14 protein-coding genes, 1 pseudogene and 1 riboswitch are annotated in these 16,463 nt (G+C 70.3%); of the genes and pseudogenes, 5 read left to right on the top strand and 10 right to left on the bottom strand.

What is annotated here, in order from left to right; translation table 11 throughout:
- Positions 1-42 precede the first annotated feature (42 nt).
- Positions 43-873: a bifunctional hydroxymethylpyrimidine kinase/phosphomethylpyrimidine kinase gene (gene thiD, locus AB4Z48_RS21240; protein WP_441617539.1), complete on the top strand. Its 831-nt coding sequence runs from the start codon at positions 43-45 to the stop codon at positions 871-873.
- A 133-nt stretch (positions 874-1,006) separates the two neighbouring features.
- The gene (locus AB4Z48_RS21235; RefSeq protein ID WP_441617660.1) at positions 1,007-1,447 is read left to right on the top strand and encodes a PGDYG domain-containing protein; all 441 of its coding nucleotides are present in this window, start codon (positions 1,007-1,009) and stop codon (positions 1,445-1,447) included.
- Positions 1,448-1,464: 17 nt separating this feature from the next.
- Here AB4Z48_RS21235 and AB4Z48_RS21230 read toward each other — a convergent pair whose 3' ends face one another.
- The 8 genes and pseudogenes from AB4Z48_RS21230 to thiC form a co-directional block, all read right to left on the bottom strand.
- The gene (locus AB4Z48_RS21230) at positions 1,465-1,911 is read right to left on the bottom strand and encodes a PaaI family thioesterase (RefSeq protein ID WP_441617537.1); all 447 of its coding nucleotides are present in this window, start codon (positions 1,909-1,911) and stop codon (positions 1,465-1,467) included.
- Positions 1,912-1,930: 19 nt separating this feature from the next.
- Complete coding sequence (locus tag AB4Z48_RS21225) at positions 1,931-2,059, bottom strand: biotin/lipoyl-containing protein (RefSeq protein WP_441617535.1); 129 nt, start codon at positions 2,057-2,059, stop codon at positions 1,931-1,933.
- Positions 2,056-2,352: pseudogene (locus AB4Z48_RS21220) on the bottom strand (AAA family ATPase); the annotation flags it as partial. The gene AB4Z48_RS21225 and the pseudogene AB4Z48_RS21220, both read right to left, overlap by 4 nt.
- A gap of 108 nt (positions 2,353-2,460) precedes the next feature.
- A complete protein-coding gene (locus AB4Z48_RS21215; protein WP_441617533.1) occupies positions 2,461-3,600 on the bottom strand; it encodes a thiamine phosphate synthase in 1,140 nt (379 codons plus the stop codon).
- A complete protein-coding gene (locus tag AB4Z48_RS21210; protein ID WP_441617531.1) occupies positions 3,597-4,445 on the bottom strand; it encodes a thiazole synthase in 849 nt (282 codons plus the stop codon). The genes AB4Z48_RS21215 and AB4Z48_RS21210 overlap by 4 nt, the downstream gene beginning before the upstream one ends.
- Positions 4,446-4,451: 6 nt before the next feature.
- Positions 4,452-4,649: a sulfur carrier protein ThiS gene (thiS, locus tag AB4Z48_RS21205; RefSeq protein ID WP_441617530.1), complete on the bottom strand. Its 198-nt coding sequence runs from the start codon at positions 4,647-4,649 to the stop codon at positions 4,452-4,454.
- A gap of 11 nt (positions 4,650-4,660) precedes the next feature.
- Entirely contained in the window at positions 4,661-5,839 is a 1,179-nt protein-coding gene (locus AB4Z48_RS21200) for an FAD-dependent oxidoreductase (RefSeq protein WP_441617528.1), read from the bottom strand.
- A 134-nt stretch (positions 5,840-5,973) separates the two neighbouring features.
- Positions 5,974-7,860, bottom strand: a complete 1,887-nt coding sequence (gene thiC / locus AB4Z48_RS21195) for a phosphomethylpyrimidine synthase ThiC (protein WP_441617526.1) — start codon at positions 7,858-7,860, stop codon at positions 5,974-5,976.
- 101 nt (positions 7,861-7,961) lie between these two features.
- A riboswitch (TPP riboswitch) is annotated at positions 7,962-8,063 on the bottom strand.
- Positions 8,064-8,314: 251 nt separating this feature from the next.
- Between thiC and AB4Z48_RS21190 the strand changes: the two genes are divergently transcribed.
- Positions 8,315-9,976, top strand: a complete 1,662-nt coding sequence (locus AB4Z48_RS21190) for an acyl-CoA dehydrogenase family protein (protein WP_441617524.1) — start codon at positions 8,315-8,317, stop codon at positions 9,974-9,976.
- A 204-nt stretch (positions 9,977-10,180) separates the two neighbouring features.
- On the top strand, positions 10,181-11,725 hold the full coding sequence (locus AB4Z48_RS21185) for a methyl-accepting chemotaxis protein (protein WP_441617523.1): 1,545 nt from the start codon (positions 10,181-10,183) through the stop codon (positions 11,723-11,725).
- A 55-nt stretch (positions 11,726-11,780) separates the two neighbouring features.
- Here the strand turns inward: AB4Z48_RS21185 and AB4Z48_RS21180 are convergent, their stop codons facing one another.
- On the bottom strand, positions 11,781-13,460 hold the full coding sequence (locus AB4Z48_RS21180; protein ID WP_441617521.1) for a GMC family oxidoreductase: 1,680 nt from the start codon (positions 13,458-13,460) through the stop codon (positions 11,781-11,783).
- Positions 13,461-13,902: 442 nt separating this feature from the next.
- Here AB4Z48_RS21180 and AB4Z48_RS21175 point away from each other — a divergent pair, with 442 nt between their 5' ends.
- Positions 13,903-15,306: a coniferyl aldehyde dehydrogenase gene (locus AB4Z48_RS21175; protein WP_441617519.1), complete on the top strand. Its 1,404-nt coding sequence runs from the start codon at positions 13,903-13,905 to the stop codon at positions 15,304-15,306.
- A gap of 39 nt (positions 15,307-15,345) precedes the next feature.
- Here AB4Z48_RS21175 and AB4Z48_RS21170 read toward each other — a convergent pair whose 3' ends face one another.
- Complete coding sequence (locus AB4Z48_RS21170; RefSeq protein ID WP_441617517.1) at positions 15,346-16,317, bottom strand: Kdo hydroxylase family protein; 972 nt, start codon at positions 16,315-16,317, stop codon at positions 15,346-15,348.
- Positions 16,318-16,463: the final 146 nt, after the last annotated feature.

The following is a 16,463-nucleotide window of genomic DNA, read 5'->3' as shown; positions in this document are numbered from 1 at the left end:
ATTTTTCTTTGCCGCTTCCCCGCGGCCTGCCCCGTACCGCACATGACCCAGACGACACACCGCCCTCCGCGCACCCTGACCATCGCCGGCTCCGATTCCGGCGGCGGCGCCGGCATCCAGGCCGACCTCAAGACCTTTTCCGCGCTGGGCTGCTTCGGCATGAGCGCCATCACCGCCATCACCGCGCAGAACACCCTCGGCGTCACCGGCGTGCATGCGATCCCCGCCGACATGGTGGCGGCCCAGATCGACGCGGTTGCCAGCGATATCGGCGTGGACGCGGCCAAGACCGGCATGCTGGGCACGGCCGCCATCGTCGAGGCGGTGGCCGCCGCGGTGGACCGCCACGGCATCCGCCAGCTGGTGGTGGACCCGGTGATGATCTCCACCTCCGGCGCCACGCTGGCCGACGACGCCACCAGCCAGGCCATGGTGCGCCTGCTGTTCCCGCGTGCCGTGCTGGTCACGCCCAACCTGCCCGAGGCCTCCTGGCTGCTGGGCCGCAAGATCAGCCGCCGCGGCGAGATGGAGCAGGCCGCACGCGACCTGCTGGCGCTGGGCTGCCGCGCGGTGCTGCTCAAGGGCGGCCACCTGGACCCGGCCGACGCCGGCCTGGACGACCTGCTGATGACGGCCGAAGGCACGGTGCGCGTGTTCTCCCACCCGCGCGTCGACACGCGCAACCTGCATGGCACCGGCTGCACGCTGGCGGCCGCGGTGGCGGCACAGCTGGCGCGCGGCGACGCGCTGGAAGACGCCGTCGATGCGGCGCTCGACTACGTGGCAGAAGCCATCGTCGCCGGCGCCGACCTGGAACTGGGCGCCGGCAACGGCCCGCTCAACCATGCCTTCGCGCCGCGCGTGATGGGCTGAGCGCGCAGTTCGACTTCTGACGGACCGCGCCGGACGGAAACCGGGAAAAACAGCGGGCGGCGGTATGATCGGACACTTCATTGTCCGGCCATCCGCCGCCCGTTTTCATTTTCCCGACTTCCTCTTGCCAGCCATGCCCGCCCTGACCCAGATCGACCTGCGCACCGATCCCGCCGCCGCGCCTTACCAGAAGCACGAAATCGTCCAGGTGGCCTTCGCCGCCGCGCCCGGGGAACTCATCAGCCTGGAAGGCCCCAACCGCTACCAGCCGGGCGATGCCGTCGTCACCGGCTCCACCGGCGACCGCTGGGTGGTTTCCCGCGACCGTTTCGACGCCAAGTACGAGCCGCTGCAGGCCGGCACGCATGGCCAGGACGGCGACTACCGCAACAAGCCGGGCGTGGTGCTGGCCAGGCGCATGGCAGATGCGTTCAGCATTGCGCGCTGTGCCGGTGGCGACGTGCTGCATGGCGCGGCCGGGGACTGGCTGATGCAGTATGCGCCGGGAGACTATGGCATCGTGCAGCAGGCGCGCTTCGCCCAGGTCTACCGGCCGGCGCAAGGCCAGGCCTGAAGCCCCGGGGCGCGTCCCTAGTCGCCGCCGCTGCTCAGCGGCACCAGCTTGAATGCCGCGCGCGCCACGCAGACGACCTCGCCCTGCGCGTTCTTCACCTCCCCCTCGCAGAAGGCGATGCGCGCGCCGCGCCGCATGCAGCGCGCTTCCAGGTACAGCTCGCCGCGCGCGGCCGAGAGGAAGTGCGTGGACATGTCGATGGTGATCACGCCGGTTTCCAGCGGCGCATGCGAGCGCGCCGCGCCGCTGAGCGTGAAGTCCAGCGTGGCCATCAAGGTGCCGCCGTGCACATCGCCACGGCTGTTGACCAGCGCCGGGCCGACCGGCAGGCGCGTGCGGCACAGGCCCTCCTCGATATGCACCGGCTGCAGTCCAAGGTGGCGCATCAGCGGCACATCAATGCCGAAATAGGGCTTATCCGGGGTGCCGGGCGCCACCGGGACGATCTGTGCGGGACTTTCCAAAACGTTGTTCCTTTCGCGTTCAATGATTCGAGTTCGACGACCACCCGGCCTCGGCAACGGCATCGCCGGCCTGCACCAGGATGGCCTTGACCACGCCAGCATAGTCGGATTCGAGCGGGATCTTCATTTTCATGGACCCTGCCATCATGACGGCGTCGCCGGCCGCAATGGTAGCGCCAACTTCGGTGTGGATGGCGCGGACGGCGGCTTCACGCGGAAGTGCTCGGTGTCCTCGTACGCGATGCGCTGCACGCCGTCGGCGCCGAGGCTATAGATCCACGCGTCGGGGTAGGCCATCAGGATCGGCGAGTGCGTGGCGATGACGAACTGCGAGTCGTCGCGCGCGAGATCGTGGATGCGCGCCAGCGCCGCCAGTTGCCGCTGCGGCGAGAGCGCAGTGTCGGGTTCGTCGAGCAGGTAGAGCCCGTTGCCGCGAAAGCGAGGTGTGCCCGGCTTTCTCGGGCGCCTGCCCTTCCGCCGTTGCCCTTCTCCCTGCGCGCCTCTCTCGCATGCGGGAGAAGCGCGCGGACCGCCGGTTCGCCAGGTGCTTCAGGCGGCGGGGAACATGCCCAGCAGGTGCTTCACCGCGGCGGGCACGTCGGCCGCCTCGGTGATGGCGCGCACCACCGCCGCGCTGCCGACGCCGACGGCCAGCACTTGCGGCAGGCGCGCGGCATCGACGCCGCCGATGCCCACCAGCGACGGGATCACCGGCTGCATCAGCTTCGCGTAGGCGTGGAAGCGGCCCAGCCCCTGCGGCGCGGTCGGCATGACCTTGGTGGTGGTGGGGAAGATCGCGCCCAGCGCGAGGTAGCTCGGGCCGATGGTGGCCACGCGCAGCATCTCGGCATAGCCGTGGGTGGACACGCCGAGGCGCAGGCCGGAGGCGCGCAGCGCGTCGAGGTCGGCCTCATCGAGGTCTTCCTGGCCGAGGTGGATGCCGTAGATGCCGCTGCGCGCGCTGTCGCTGCCGAAGCTCGCGTGCAGGTCGATGGCGGCGCGCCAGTGGTCGTTGATGAACAGCCGCGAGGCGCTGCCGCGCGCGGCACCCGCCGCGCGCGCGATCTCGGCGCGCACGGCCTGCGCGTCGTCCGACTTGAAGCGCAGCTGCACCGTGGGCACGCCGTGCGGCACCAGGCGCTCGATCCATTCGGCGCTGGGCACCACCGCGTACAGGCCCAGCGGCGGGCACGGCGCGAAGGGCTGGGCGCGCTGCTCGGGCGGCACCAGCGCGGCATGGCGCACCTGCGGGAAGCGCGCGAAATCCGCCGGCCACTCGAGCGAATCCGCCTGCCAGGCGCGGGCCAGGCAGAGCGCGTCGTGCGCGGGGAAATGCAGCGCCAGGCAGGCCAGCAGCACGGCGGTAAAGGCCGGCGGATGCGCGGTGTCGCTGTCGGCATGGGCGCTAAAGACCCAGGTGCCCATCGGCGAGCGCACGGTGTCGATCCAGCGGCCGCCTTCGCGCTCGCTCTCGATGGCGATCGCGCCGGCGGCGGCGATGCGCCCGAGCGCGTCGGCATCGGCCTCGCCGTCGGACAGCACCACGTCGGCGTGGCCGAGCGCCCCGGCGCCGGGCCGCGCCCAGGCGGACCAGCCCTTGTCGCTGGTGCCGAAGCTGGCGCCGTAGCGCGCCAGCAGCGTGTCGCGCAGCGCCGTGTCGACGGCGGCTTTCACGGCAGCGTGACTCATGCGCGGTCCTCCACGCCTTCGGCGTGCCAGAACGGCATGCCGACCACCGGCGTGCTAGCCTGGGCGATCTCGCGCTCGGGCATGGGGCCGGCCAGGTAGGCGGTGCGGCCGGCGTCGACCGCCAGCGCGAAGGCGCGCGCCATATTGACCGGATAGGCGGCCTGCGCCACCGCGGTGTTCAGCAATACGCCGTCGTAGCCCCACTCCAGCACCTGGGCCGCGTGCGACGGCAGGCCGAGGCCGGCGTCGACGATCAGCGGGGTGTCGGGCAGGCGTTCGCGCAGCACGCGCATGGCGTGCGGGTTGACCACGCCCTTGCCGGTGCCGATCGGCGCGCCCCAGGGCATCAGCGCCTGGCAGCCCACGTCGAGCAGGCGACGGCACAGCACGAGGTCCTCGGTGCAGTAGGGCAGCACCTTGAAGCCTTCCTTGATCAGCGTCTCGGCTACCGCGGGCAGGTTGAGCGTGTCCGGCTGCAGCGTGTAGTCGTCGCCCACCAGCTCGAGCTTGATCCAGTCGGTCTCGAACACTTCGCGCGCCATCATGGCGGTGGTGATGACTTCCTGCGGTGCCATGCAGCCGGCGGTATTGGGCAGCACCGGCACGTTGAGCGCCTTGAGCATCTGCCAGAAGGACTGGCCGCCCTGGCCGTCGCCCACCGCGCCCTGGCGGCGCAGCGCCACGGTCAGCATGGCGGGCCGCGACGCTTCCACGGCGGCCTGCAGGGTGGCGGGAGACGGGTAGCGCGCGGTGCCCAGCAGCAGGCGCGAGGTGAACGATTCGCCGTACAGCACGAAGGGATCGCCGAGCAGGTCGCGGCGGGGATCGGTGGTATCGAATGTCATGTTGGTTCAGCCTCCCGTCACGGGTTGCACGAGGTCGATGCGGTCGCCGGCGGCGAGCGCGGTGGCGGCATGCGCGGCGCGCGGCACGAACTGGCCGTTGAGCGCGGCGGCAAACGGCGGCGCGATGCCGGCGCCGGCCACCGCGTCGGCCAGCGTGGCGTTCTCGGCAAGGGCCAGCGGGCGGCCGTTGAGCAGGATTTCCATAGTCTGTCTGTTCAGTGCAGGACCGGCGCGCCGGCGACGGTCTCGAGCGCCGGGCCGATCATCCCCGGCCAGCGCAGCGCGGCGGGCACGGCGTGGGCGGCGGGATCGCCGCTGAGCAACGCGCGCACCACCTGGCAGGCGGCCTCGGTCACCGCCGGCGCGATCAGGAAACCGTGCCGGTACAGGCCGTTGAGGCGCACCACGCGGGCATGCTGGTCGACCCGGATGGCGGGCAGGTGGTCCGGCCGCGTGGGCCGGCGCTGCACGTTGAGTTCGAGCACGCGCGCTTCGCCGAAGGCCGGATGCAGCGAGTAAGCCGCCGACAGCAGCTCCAGCGCGGAGCGCACGCTCATCGGCGAATCGTCCTCGCTTTCGAGTTCGGTGGCGCCGATCACGTAGAGGTCGTTGGGCTTGGGCGCGATATAGATCGGGTAGCGCGGATGCAGCAGGCGCACCGGGCGGTGCAGCTTGACCTCGGGCGCGTGCACGCGCACCACCTCGCCGCGCAAGCCGCGCAGGCCGGGCATGGTGCCGCGCGCGGCCGGCTGCGCGGGCCACGCGGCGCGCGCGCCCAGGCCACGGCAGTCCAGCACCGCGCCCGCGCTGATGCCCAGCGCAGGCAGGTCCCGGGCCTCGATCTCGCCGGCTTCCCACACGCAATGCAGGCCTTCGGCCACCGCGCACGCCAGCAGCGCGCGCAGCGTGCCGCGGTTGTCGAGCTGGCCTTCGCCGGCCAGCAGCAGGCCCTGCGGGAAGCGCCCCGCGAGCGCGGGTTCCAGCGCGGCCACGCCGTTGCCGTCGAGCGCGCGCATGCGCTCGGCCACCAGCGCGGGCGGCGCCACCGCGCGCACGCGGCTGGTAAACAATGACATCTCGCCGCGGTCGCGCGCATGCCAGACCACCAGCGTGCCGTCTTCCTGGAAAAACACCGGCTCGGGCAGCTCGGCCACCCAGGCGCGCCAGAGATCGACGCTGGCCACGCCCAGCTCGACGATGCGGCGCTCGGCGATGGCGGATTCGGCCAGCGGCGCCAGCATGGCCGCGGCCACGTGCGCGGCGGAGCCGGCGCCATCGGGGCCGGCTCGCTCGACCAGCGCCACGCGCAGGCCGGCACGCACCAGTTGCCAGGCGGAAAGGCGCCCGGCCAGGCCGGCGCCGAGCACGGCCACATCAAACGACTGCACTGTCATGGGGATGCTTTGCGCCGGCGGCTGCCGCGACTGCGCGGCGGGCGCCGGCCTCCTTTAAGTCTGGGAGCGCCTCCTCGCGAAGGCACGGTACTACGTGTGCGGCGCCCGCTTGCGCGGGGGCCGCCCCCCTTGCCTTACGAGTAGATCTTGCTGCCGCTCTTGACGAACTCGATCGACTTTTCCTGCATGCCCTGCTCGGCTTCGGGCTTGAGCGAGGCGGCGTAGTCGCGCACTTCCTGCGTGATCTTCATCGAGCAGAACTTGGGACCGCACATCGAGCAGAAATGCGCGATCTTGGCGCCTTCGGCCGGCAGCGTGGCGTCGTGGTACGAACGCGCGCGCTCGGGGTCCAGGCCGAGGTTGAACTGGTCTTCCCAGCGGAACTCGAAGCGCGCCTTGGACAGTGCGTTGTCGCGCAGCTGCGCGCCCGGCCAGCCCTTGGCAAGGTCGGCCGCGTGGGCGGCGATCTTGTAGGTGATGATGCCTTCGCGCACGTCTTCCTTGTCCGGCAGGCCCAGGTGTTCCTTGGGCGTGACGTAGCACAGCATGGCCGTGCCCATCCAGCCGATATTGGCCGCGCCGATGCCGCTGGTGATGTGGTCGTAGCCGGGGGCGATGTCCGTCACCAGCGGACCGAGCGTGTAGAACGGGGCCTCGTAGCAGTGCTTGAGTTCCTCGTCCATATTGGCCTGGATGCGCTGCAGCGGCACGTGGCCCGGGCCTTCGATCATGACCTGCACGTCGTGCTTCCAGGCCTTGTCGGTCAGCTCGCCGAGCGTGCGCAGCTCGCCGAACTGGGCGTCGTCGTTGGAGTCCGCGATGCAGCCCGGACGCAGGCCGTCGCCGAGGCTGAACGAGACGTCGTAGGCCTTCATGATTTCGCAGATCTCGTCGAAATGCGTGTACAGGAAGTTTTCCTTGTGATGCGCCAGGCACCACTTGGCCATGATCGAGCCGCCGCGCGAGACGATGCCGGTGACGCGGTCGGCGGTCATCGGCACATAGCGCAGCAGCACGCCGGCGTGGATGGTGAAGTAGTCCACGCCCTGCTCGGCCTGCTCGACCAGCGTGTCGCGGAACATCTCCCAGGTCAGGTCCTCGGCGATGCCGCCGGTCTTGTCCAGGGCCTGGTAGATGGGCACCGTGCCGATGGGCACCGGCGAGTTGCGCAGGATCCATTCACGGGTTTCGTGGATGTGCTTGCCGGTGGACAGGTCCATGATGGTGTCCGCGCCCCAGCGGATCGACCACACCATCTTTTCCACTTCCTCGGCCAGCGACGAGGTCACGGCGGAGTTGCCCAGGTTGCCGTTGATCTTGACGCGGAAGTTGCGCCCGATCGCCATCGGCTCCAGTTCGGTGTGGTTGATGTTGGCGGGGATGATGGCGCGGCCAGAGGCGATTTCCTTGCGCACGAATTCCGGCGTCATGTCTTCCGGACGCAGCGGCAGCGACGCACCCAGCGCATTGCCCGGGTGCTGGCGCAGCAGCGCCTTGTATTCGGGCTTGTCGTACAGCGCCTGCAGGTTCAGCGACTCGCGCAGCGCCACGTATTCCATCTCGGGCGTGATGATGCCGCGGCGCGCATAGTGCATCTGCGACACGTTGGCGCCGGCCTTGGCGCGGCGCGGGTTGGTCAGCTGGGCAAAGCGCAGGTGGGCGGTGGCCGGATCGGCGGCGCGCGCCAGGCCGTATTCCGACGACAGGCCGGCCAGCACTTCCGTATCGCCGCGCTCTTCGATCCACTTGCCGCGTACCGAGGGCAGGCCTGCCTTCAGGTCGATATGCACGTCCGGGTCGCTGTACGGGCCGGAGGTGTCGTACACCGGGATCGGCGGGTTGGACATCTCGCCCTTGTCCGTGCGCGTGGACGTCTGCAGGATCGTGCGCAGCGGCACGCGGATGTCCGGGCGGCTGCCGCTCAGGTAGGTCTTGCTGGAAGCGGGATAGGCGAACTTCTTGTCGAGATCGGTCTCGAGCGACTCGAAGGAAGCGGCGGGGGCGGAGTTTGTGCGGGCCATGGGTATCGTCCTCTCTCTTGCGGGGATGGACGAAACCAGGAGCCCTGAGCATGGACGCGGCGCTGTGTCCGGGTCATGTGCCTCGCTGGAGGCTGGAGCTGTTCGGTAACCATGAAACTTCCCACGCCGGTACTAGCCGGATCGGGTTCGAAGGGACTCTCTCAGCCGCACGGCCCATCCGTACGGCACCCCTGTTTCATCCAACGGGGTGAATTTAAGCACAAGGGCCGGGGCTTGACCACCCCTGTTTCAATCTGGACAGTCGTGCGCGGAAGTCAGCATTGGCGCTTGTTGCAGCGCGGCAGGCATCGTGGGACGCGGGCACCACACCGGAGCGGCATGGTTGACGCCGTGCGGGGCCGCCCCTTGCCGTCACATGATGCGCGGCTTGCTCTACCATGCAGAAAACAGGACAACACTGCGACATCACGCACCACGCCACCCTGGAGACCGCATGACCGAAGCCGCCACCCATCGCGTGTTCAACCAGGTTCCGGATCTCGCCGGCCACAACCTGTTCGCCGGCGACCCGGTGCTGCGCGCCGCGCTGGAACGGCTGGGAGGCGGCTGGCATGCCGGTGCGCTGGAGGCATTCGGCGCGCGCCTGGGCGAGCCCGACGTGCAGCGCTGGGCGGCCGAGGCCAACCGCGATTCGCCGCAGCTGCATACGCACAGCCGCACTGGCGAGCGCATCGACGAGGTGCAATTCCCGCAGGCATGGCACGAACTGCTGGGGCTGCTGCGCGGCCAGCAGCTGCAGGCGCTGCCGTTCGCGCAGCCGCGCGACGGCGCCTGGGTGGCGCGCGCGGCGGGCTACTACCTGCAGGCGCAGGCCGAATCGGGCTCGCTGTGCCCGCCCACCATGACCTTCGCCAGCATCCCGGTGCTGCAGAAGGAGGCCGCGCTGTTTGCCGAACTGGGGCCGAAGCTGTTCGCCACGGAACACGATGCGCGCGACCTGCCCTGGCGCGACAAGCGCGCCGTCATGATCGGCATGGGCATGACGGAAAAGCAGGGCGGCTCGGACGTGCGCAGCAATACCACCGTGGCGCGCGCCGTGCGCGGCGAGGGCCGCGGCGCCGAATACGAGCTCACCGGCCACAAGTGGTTCTTCTCCGCGCCGATGTGCGATGCGCACCTGGTGGTGGCGCGCATGGGTGCCGAGGACGGGCCGCTGTCGTGCTTCTTCGTGCCGCGCTTTCGCGACGACGGCAGCAAGAACCCCGTGCAGATCCAGCGCCTCAAGGACAAGCTGGGCAACCGCTCCAACGCCAGCAGCGAGGTGGAGTTCCGCGGCGCCACCGGCATCCTGATCGGCGAGGAAGGCCGCGGCATCCCGACCATCATCGAAATGGCCACCCATACGCGGCTGGACTGCGTGATCGGCAGCGCCGCCATCACGCGCGCCGCGCTGGTGCAGGCGCTCCACCACGCGCGCCACCGCATGGCCTTCGGCCGCCTGCTGGCGGACCAGCCGCTGATGCGCAACGTGCTGGCGGACCTTGCGCTGGAAAGCCAGGCCGCGACCCTGCTGATGATGGAGCTGGCGCAAGCCTTCGAGCGCGCCGACACCGATCCGCTGGCCACCGCGTGGAAGCGCATCGTCACGCCGGCGGCCAAGTTCTGGATCTGCAAGCGCGCCATCGAGGTCACCGGCGAAGCCATGGAGGTATGGGGCGGCAACGGCTACGTGGAAGACGGGCCGATGGCGCGGCTGTATCGCGAAGCCCCGGTCAACTCGATCTGGGAGGGTTCGGGCAACATCATGTGCCTGGACGTGCTGCGCGCGCTGCAGCGCAATCCCGAAGACGGCGCCCGGCTGCTGCAGGACCTGGCCCGGCGCGCCGGCGGACATCCGGCAGTGCGCGCCGAGCTGGCCTCGCTGCAGGCCATGCTGCGCGACGCCCCCGAACACATGGAGGCCGGCGCGCGGCGCTTTGCCCAGGGCCTGGTGCTGGCCGCGCAGGCGGCGCTGATGCTGGGCCATGCCGATGCCGAGGATGCCGAGCACTTCGTGGCAAGCCGCCTCGGGCGCCAGCACGGCCGCGTGTTCGGCACGCTGGAGGGCGACGCGGCCGGGCTGGCGCGCGTGGTGGCGCGCGCCTGGCCGGCCTGAAAGCCGGCCCGCTCCGGCCTGCCCCCGGGCCATCTTCCCGGCCCGCCCCCCCTTCTTAATTCCCCGGCAGCGCTACAGCTGCTGCCGGTCCTGCCGTAAACAGCCTTTGACACTAATGGCATACATTGCATACATAAGTGCCGGATCGTCCATTTTCCTGACTCAGTGCCGCGCTCCGCCGAGGCGGGCGCCGCCCATCCCGACATGAATATCAGTCAACGCTTGTTGCTTTCCCTCTCTCTTGCCCTGCTGGCCCTGCTGGTGGTCGGCCTCGGCGGCATCTGGCAGCTCAGCCAGTCGGAAGATCGCTTCGAATACTTCAACGACAACACGCTGGGCAGCGTGCGCACCCTTGGCAGCCTCAAGGACGACGTGAATGCGATGCGCATCGCGATGTACCAGCACACCATGAGCGAGGACCCCAAGGCCAAGGCCGGCGCGGAGCAAGCCATGGCGCGCGCCGACCAGAAATTCGAAGCCACCACCGCCAAGTACGGCCGCGACGATATCAGCGACGACACCGACGGCAAGCTGCTGGAAGCGGACCGCGCGGCCTTCAAGCGCTATCGCGATGCGCGCCCCGCCCTGCTGGAAAAATCGCGGGCCAACGATTACCTCGGCGCCCAGGCAATGCTGTTGAGCGGCGAACTGCACGACGCTTCCGCCGTCCTGCGCAAGGCGCTCGACGAGCACATCGCCTACAACGGCGAACTGGGCGAGCGGGCGGTCGTGCAAAACCGCGGGCAGTACCGCACTGCAGTGGTGGTGTTCTCGGTCGTGATCGCCGTGGCCGTGCTGGTCACCGGCGCCCTGGCGGTGACCTTGTACCGCCGCATCCACGGCAGCCTGGCCGAGATCGAGCAGACCCTGGAATACGTCAGCGAAAGCCTGGACCTGGAGCGCCGCGCGCCGGTCGGCCGCCTGGACGAGATCGGCCGTACCGCGGCGGCCTTCAACACCCTGCTTGGGCGGGTGGGCGTGGCGATGCGCGAAGTCCGCACCTCGACGGAGTCCGTGGGCGTGGCGGCACGCCAGATTGCGGCGGGCAACACCGACCTGTCGGCACGCACCGAGCAGCAGGCGGCGTCGCTGGAAGAAACCGCATCGAGCATGGAGGAGCTGACTACCACCGTGCGGCAGAACGCGGACAACGCGCGCCAGGCCAGCGGCCTGGCCGGCGATGCGGCCCGCGTGGCCGAACACGGTACCACCGCCGTGCAGCAGGTGGTGCAGACCATGGGCGCGATCGCCACCAGCTCCAGCCGCATCGCCGAGATCACCAGCCTGATCGAGGGCATCGCGTTCCAGACCAATATCCTGGCGCTCAACGCCGCGGTGGAAGCCGCGCGCGCCGGCGAGCAGGGCCGCGGCTTTGCGGTGGTGGCCGGCGAGGTGCGCAGCCTGGCGCAACGCTCGTCCAGCGCGGCGAAGGAGATCAAGGACCTGATCGACGAATCAGTCGGCACCGTGCGCGCCGGCTCCTCGCAGGCCCAGGACGCCGGCAAGACCATGGACGATGTGCGGCAGGCAGTCAAGCGCGTGTCCGACATCATCGCCGAGATCGCCGCGGCGTCGGACGAGCAGAGCGCAGGGATCGAACAGGTCAACCAGGCGGTCGGGCAGATGGACCAGGTCACGCAGCAGAACGCGGCGCTGGTGGAAGAGGCGGCCGCGGCGGCGCAGTCCCTGGACGACCAGGCCGGCAAGCTGCGCGATACGGTATCGTCCTTCCGCCTGGCCAAGGCCTGAGCGGCGCGGCGCATCGGCCCCGGCCGCGCGCCGGGCCCTTGCCTGCCGGCGCCGGCTACACCGCCAGCGTCTCCGCCAGGCGCAGCACCACGCGCGGGCCRTGGCGGATCAGGTCATGCGCCCGTTCGCCGATCATGATGGCGGGCGCGTTGGTGTTGCCACCGATCAGCGTCGGCATGATCGATGCGTCGACCACCCGCAAACCCTCCACGCCCCGCACGCGCAGCTGCGGGTCGACCACCGCGCCTTCGTCCATGCCCATGCGGCAGGTGCCCACCGGGTGATAGATGGTGTCGGCATGCTCGCGGATCATGGCGCGGATGACGCCGTCATCGCCGCCCTCCGCGGGCAGGTGCCCCGAATAGAGCTCCTTGCCGCCGAACGCCGCCAGCTGCGGCTGGGCCAGGATGCGGCGCACGATGCGCACGCCGGACACGAGGTCGTCGAGATCCCGCGGGTCGGACAGATAGCGCGGATCGATCAGCGGAGCCTCGCGGATATCGGGCGAGGCCAGCGTGACCTCGCCGCGGCTGTGCGGGCGCAGCACGCAGACGTGGCACGAATAGCCGTGGCCGAAGCGGATGCGGCGCATATGGTCGTCGGCCATGCCGACCACGAAGTGCAGCTGCAGGTCGGGCTCCTCCAGCTCGGGCCGGCTCTTGAGAAAGGCGCCGGCCTCGGCGAAGTTGGATGTCAGCATGCCGGTGCGCTCGCGCCGGTAGCGCAGGATCTCGGCCAGCAGGCGGAAGGCACCGCCCACCGACACGCCGAACAGCTCCGACGCCGCCACGCGCTTGTGCACGATGATGTCGAGATGGTCCTGCAGGTTGGCGCCCACGCCCGGCAGGTCGTGCACCACGGGAATGCCCAGCTCGCGCAGATGCGCCCCCGGGCCTACCCCCGACACCATCAGCAATTGCGGCGAGCCGAAGGCGCCGGCCGAGACGATCACCTCGCGGCGCGCCCGCAGCAAGGTCTCGCGGCCGTCCAGCCGCACCGTCACGCCCACTGCGTGGCGGCCGTCGAATTCGATGCGCAGCACCTGCGCACCGGTCAGCACATGCAGGTTGGCGCGCCCGGCGTTGCTGGCGCGATCGTCGGCATCGCCGCGATGGAGATAGGCGCGCGCGGCATTCCAGCGCTCGCCGCCGTGCTGGGTCACCTGGTACCAGCCTGCGCCCTCCTGTTCCATGCCGTTGAAATCGTCGTTGCGGCGGTAGCCGGCCTGCTGCGCCGCCTCGATGAAGCGCTGGCCGAAGGCATTGGGCGTGCGCAGGTCCGATACGTGCAGCGGGCCGCTGCCGCCGTGCAGCGGGTCGTCGTCGCGTCCGGCCAGGCGTTCGTTGCATTCGGCGCGGCGGAAGTAGGGCAGCACGTCGTCCCAGGCCCAGCCGTCGCAGCCGCCCATGGCCCAGCCGTCGTAGTCGGACGGACGGCCGCGCGTGTAGATCATGGCGTTGAGCGAGGAACTCCCGCCGAGCCCGCGCCCGCGCGGCTGGTAGCCGCGGCGCCCGTCCAGGCCGGGCTGTGGCACGGTGCGGTAGCCGTAATTGCGCGCACCCGCGCGCGGCAGCATGAGGGCGGCGCCCGCCGGCGCGGAAACCAGCACATGGTGATCGTGCCCGCCCGCCTCGAGCACCGCCACGCTGTCGCTGCCGCTGTCGGCCAGGCGCCCGGCCAGTGCGCAGCCGGCCGAACCGGCGCCGACGACGAGATAGTCAAAGGTGGTTTCCATCTGTCTCTCCGCGTGGTCGGAGGTCGGTGCGCCCGGGCTTGCGGCGCCCGCCGCGGCTGCCCGCAGATCCGGTCTGAAAACCAGTGTAGGCGCTTTGCACGGGAGCTGAAAAGGGGGAAGCGGGAGACGCGCAAGGTGGCTGGCCGGCCGCCGGAGATGCACGGGCACGCAGGCGGAACGAAGGCGGAACCAAGCCGGAAGCGGGGCGGGGAATGCACCTGCGAGCGTGCCGGCGGCAGGTCCCGCGGAGGCAGCCGCATGCGCCCGGAGACACCCGCCAGTCCTGCGGGAATACGCCCGGAATACGGCCGGAATACGCCCGTTTGAAGCGGTTCCCGCCAGGGCGGCCGGCATTGTCACCGCGCACGGCATGGCATATGGTGCGGGAATCGATAACGCCGCGCGCGCCACGGGCAGCGCATGGCCCATGGGAGATCGCCACATGAGAGAAGTGCCCGAGATGTCATCCGTATTCGACGCCATGCGCGCCGCCTCGCGCAGCGACCAGGCACCGGCCTGGACCGTGCGCGCCGACCGCCTGCGCCGTCTGCGCAAGCTGGTGACGGATCATCAGGACGAGATCTCGCAGGCCATCAGCGCGGATTTCGGCAACCGGCCGCGCCAGGAAACCGCGCTGCTGGAGGTCTTCCCGAGCYTGGCCGGCATCGACGGCGCGCTGCGCCACGGCAAGCGCTGGATGCGGGTGCGGCGCGCGCGCACCGGGCTGTGGTTCAAGCCGGCCAGCTCGCGGCTGATGCCGCAGCCGCTGGGCGTGATCGGCATCGTGGTGCCATGGAACTATCCGCTCTACCTGACCATCGGCCCGCTCGCGGGCGCGCTGGCCGCGGGCAACCGCGCCATGGTCAAGCTCTCCGAGTACACGCCGCGCTTTGCCGCGCTCTTCGCCACGCTGGCGCAGCAGGCCTTCGCCGCCGACGAGCTCACGGTGGTCAACGGCGACGCCGGGGTGGCAAGCGCCTTCTCCGCCCTGCCCTTCGATCACCTGCTGTTCACCGGGTCGACCCAGGTCGGCCACCATGTGATGCGCGCGGCGGCCGCCAACCTCACGCCGGTCACGCTGGAGCTGGGCGGCAAGTCGCCGGCCATCGTCGGCCCGGGTGCCGACCTGGAGCGCGCGGTCGAGCGCATCCTGGTCGGCAAGCTGCTCAACGCCGGCCAGACCTGCATCGCGCCCGACTACGTGCTGCTGCCGGAGGCGATGCGCGATCGCTTCGTCGAAGCGGCGCGCGCCTGCGCGGGCAGGCTCTACCCGGACCTCGGCAGCAATCCCGACTACACCACCATCATCAGTGCGCGCCATTTCGCGCGGCTCGACGGCCTGGTCGGCGACGCCGCCCGCGCGGGCGCCCGCGTGGTGCCGCTGACGCAGGCGCACTCCGACCCGCAGCGGCGCCGGCTGGCGCCGGTGCTGCTGCTCGACGTGCCCGACGGCGCGACCGTGAGGCAGGAAGAAATCTTCGGCCCGGTGCTGCCGCTGGTGACGTACCGCTCGCTGGACGAGGCCATCGGCTATGTCAACGCGCGCCCGCGGCCGCTCGCGCTCTACCTGTTCGAGAAGGAGCGCGGCGCGATCGACCGCGTGATGGCGCAGACCGTGGCAGGCGGCGTCAGCATCAACGAGACCTTGCTGCACATCGCGCAGGAAGACCTGCCCTTCGGCGGCGTAGGGCCCAGCGGCATGGGCGCGTACCACGGCGAAGCGGGCTTCGAGACGTTCTCCAAGCTCAAGCCGATCTTCCGGCAATCCGGACTGAACGGCGCCGGACTGCTCAAGCCGCCGTACGGCAAGCGCTTCGAGACGATGATCCGGATGCTGATGCGCTGACGCGGCGCCGCCGGCCCGCGCCCCAGGGCCGGACCCGCGTCAGGATGACAGCATTGGCCGGCCCAGCATGCGCGCCAGCACCGCCTCCGGCGAGTGCGTGTGATCGCTGATGGCCTTCGGCGACAGGTAGTAGGTCTGTTCCATCATCGCCCGGCCGCGCATGGCCGCATGCAGCACCTGGTCGCTGAACACGATCCAGGTGGAACCCGGCGGGAAGTGGAATTCCTGCTGCGGCACGCTGGCCTGGTATGCCAGGTCCGCCTTGGCCAGGTCATGCAGCTGCAGCATGCGATGGTCGTACTCCGAGCGGCGGCGCTTGGTGATGCGCAGCAACTCCATCAGGCGGGCCTGACCCGGCCACATGCCCTTGGTCTGCGGCACGAAGCGGCGTGCGAAATCGCCGAAGGGCTCGCCCACGCGCCACACGCGCGGCGCCTGCGGGTCGATGTTGTGGAACACGCGCAGCAGGCGCTGGCCCAGCAGCGGGTTGGACGGGAAGGAATCCACGTGCAGCCGGGTGTCGTCCTTGCGCCAGCTCACCGGGCGGCCGGCGATTTCGCTCGGGCGCAGCGAGGTGCCGGCGCGCACCATGTGCGGGCCGTATTCCGGGAACAGGCTCAGCACCAGCTTTTCGCTGGACTCGGCATAACGCTTGATCAGCCGGTACAGGTCGCCGAGATCCTGCTCGCTGCCGGTGGCGCCGCGCACGGCGCGGTCGTTGGCGCGCAGGTTGATGTTCTTGGACTTGCCGTCGGACCAGCGGCTGTCGAGAAAACGCTCCTCGCCGGGCTCGAAGCGGAATTGCAACTGCGGGAAGTAGAGCACCGCGCCCTGCTCCAGCTGCTGGCGCAGGCCTGCCGCGGTGGCGGCGTCGACCTGCGGCGCCCAGTCCGTGTAGGGCTGCGTGCGGATCAGGTTGAAGGCAGGCTCGCTCGCCCCGGGCACGGTAGCCGGGCCGGAGACGGCGGGCGTGGAGACCGGGCGGGTCGAATGAGTCGATTCTTGTGGCATGGGCATCCTCGGTATGCGGGCTCCGGCGGAATCCAGCGGGCTCCGGCGGGATGACAAGGCGCCACTTGCACGGGCAGCCTTGCGATCCCGCGATTCTACCCTCGCGGCCCCGCCGCGCCACGCCTGGCCAGCGCCGCGGTTGATCT

The sequence above is a fragment of the Cupriavidus sp. 2TAF22 genome (genome assembly GCF_052115045.1).
Lineage (GTDB): Bacteria > Pseudomonadota > Gammaproteobacteria > Burkholderiales > Burkholderiaceae > Cupriavidus.
The sequence above is the reverse complement of the archived record's forward strand: the minus strand, read 5'-3'. Positions and strand labels throughout refer to the sequence as shown.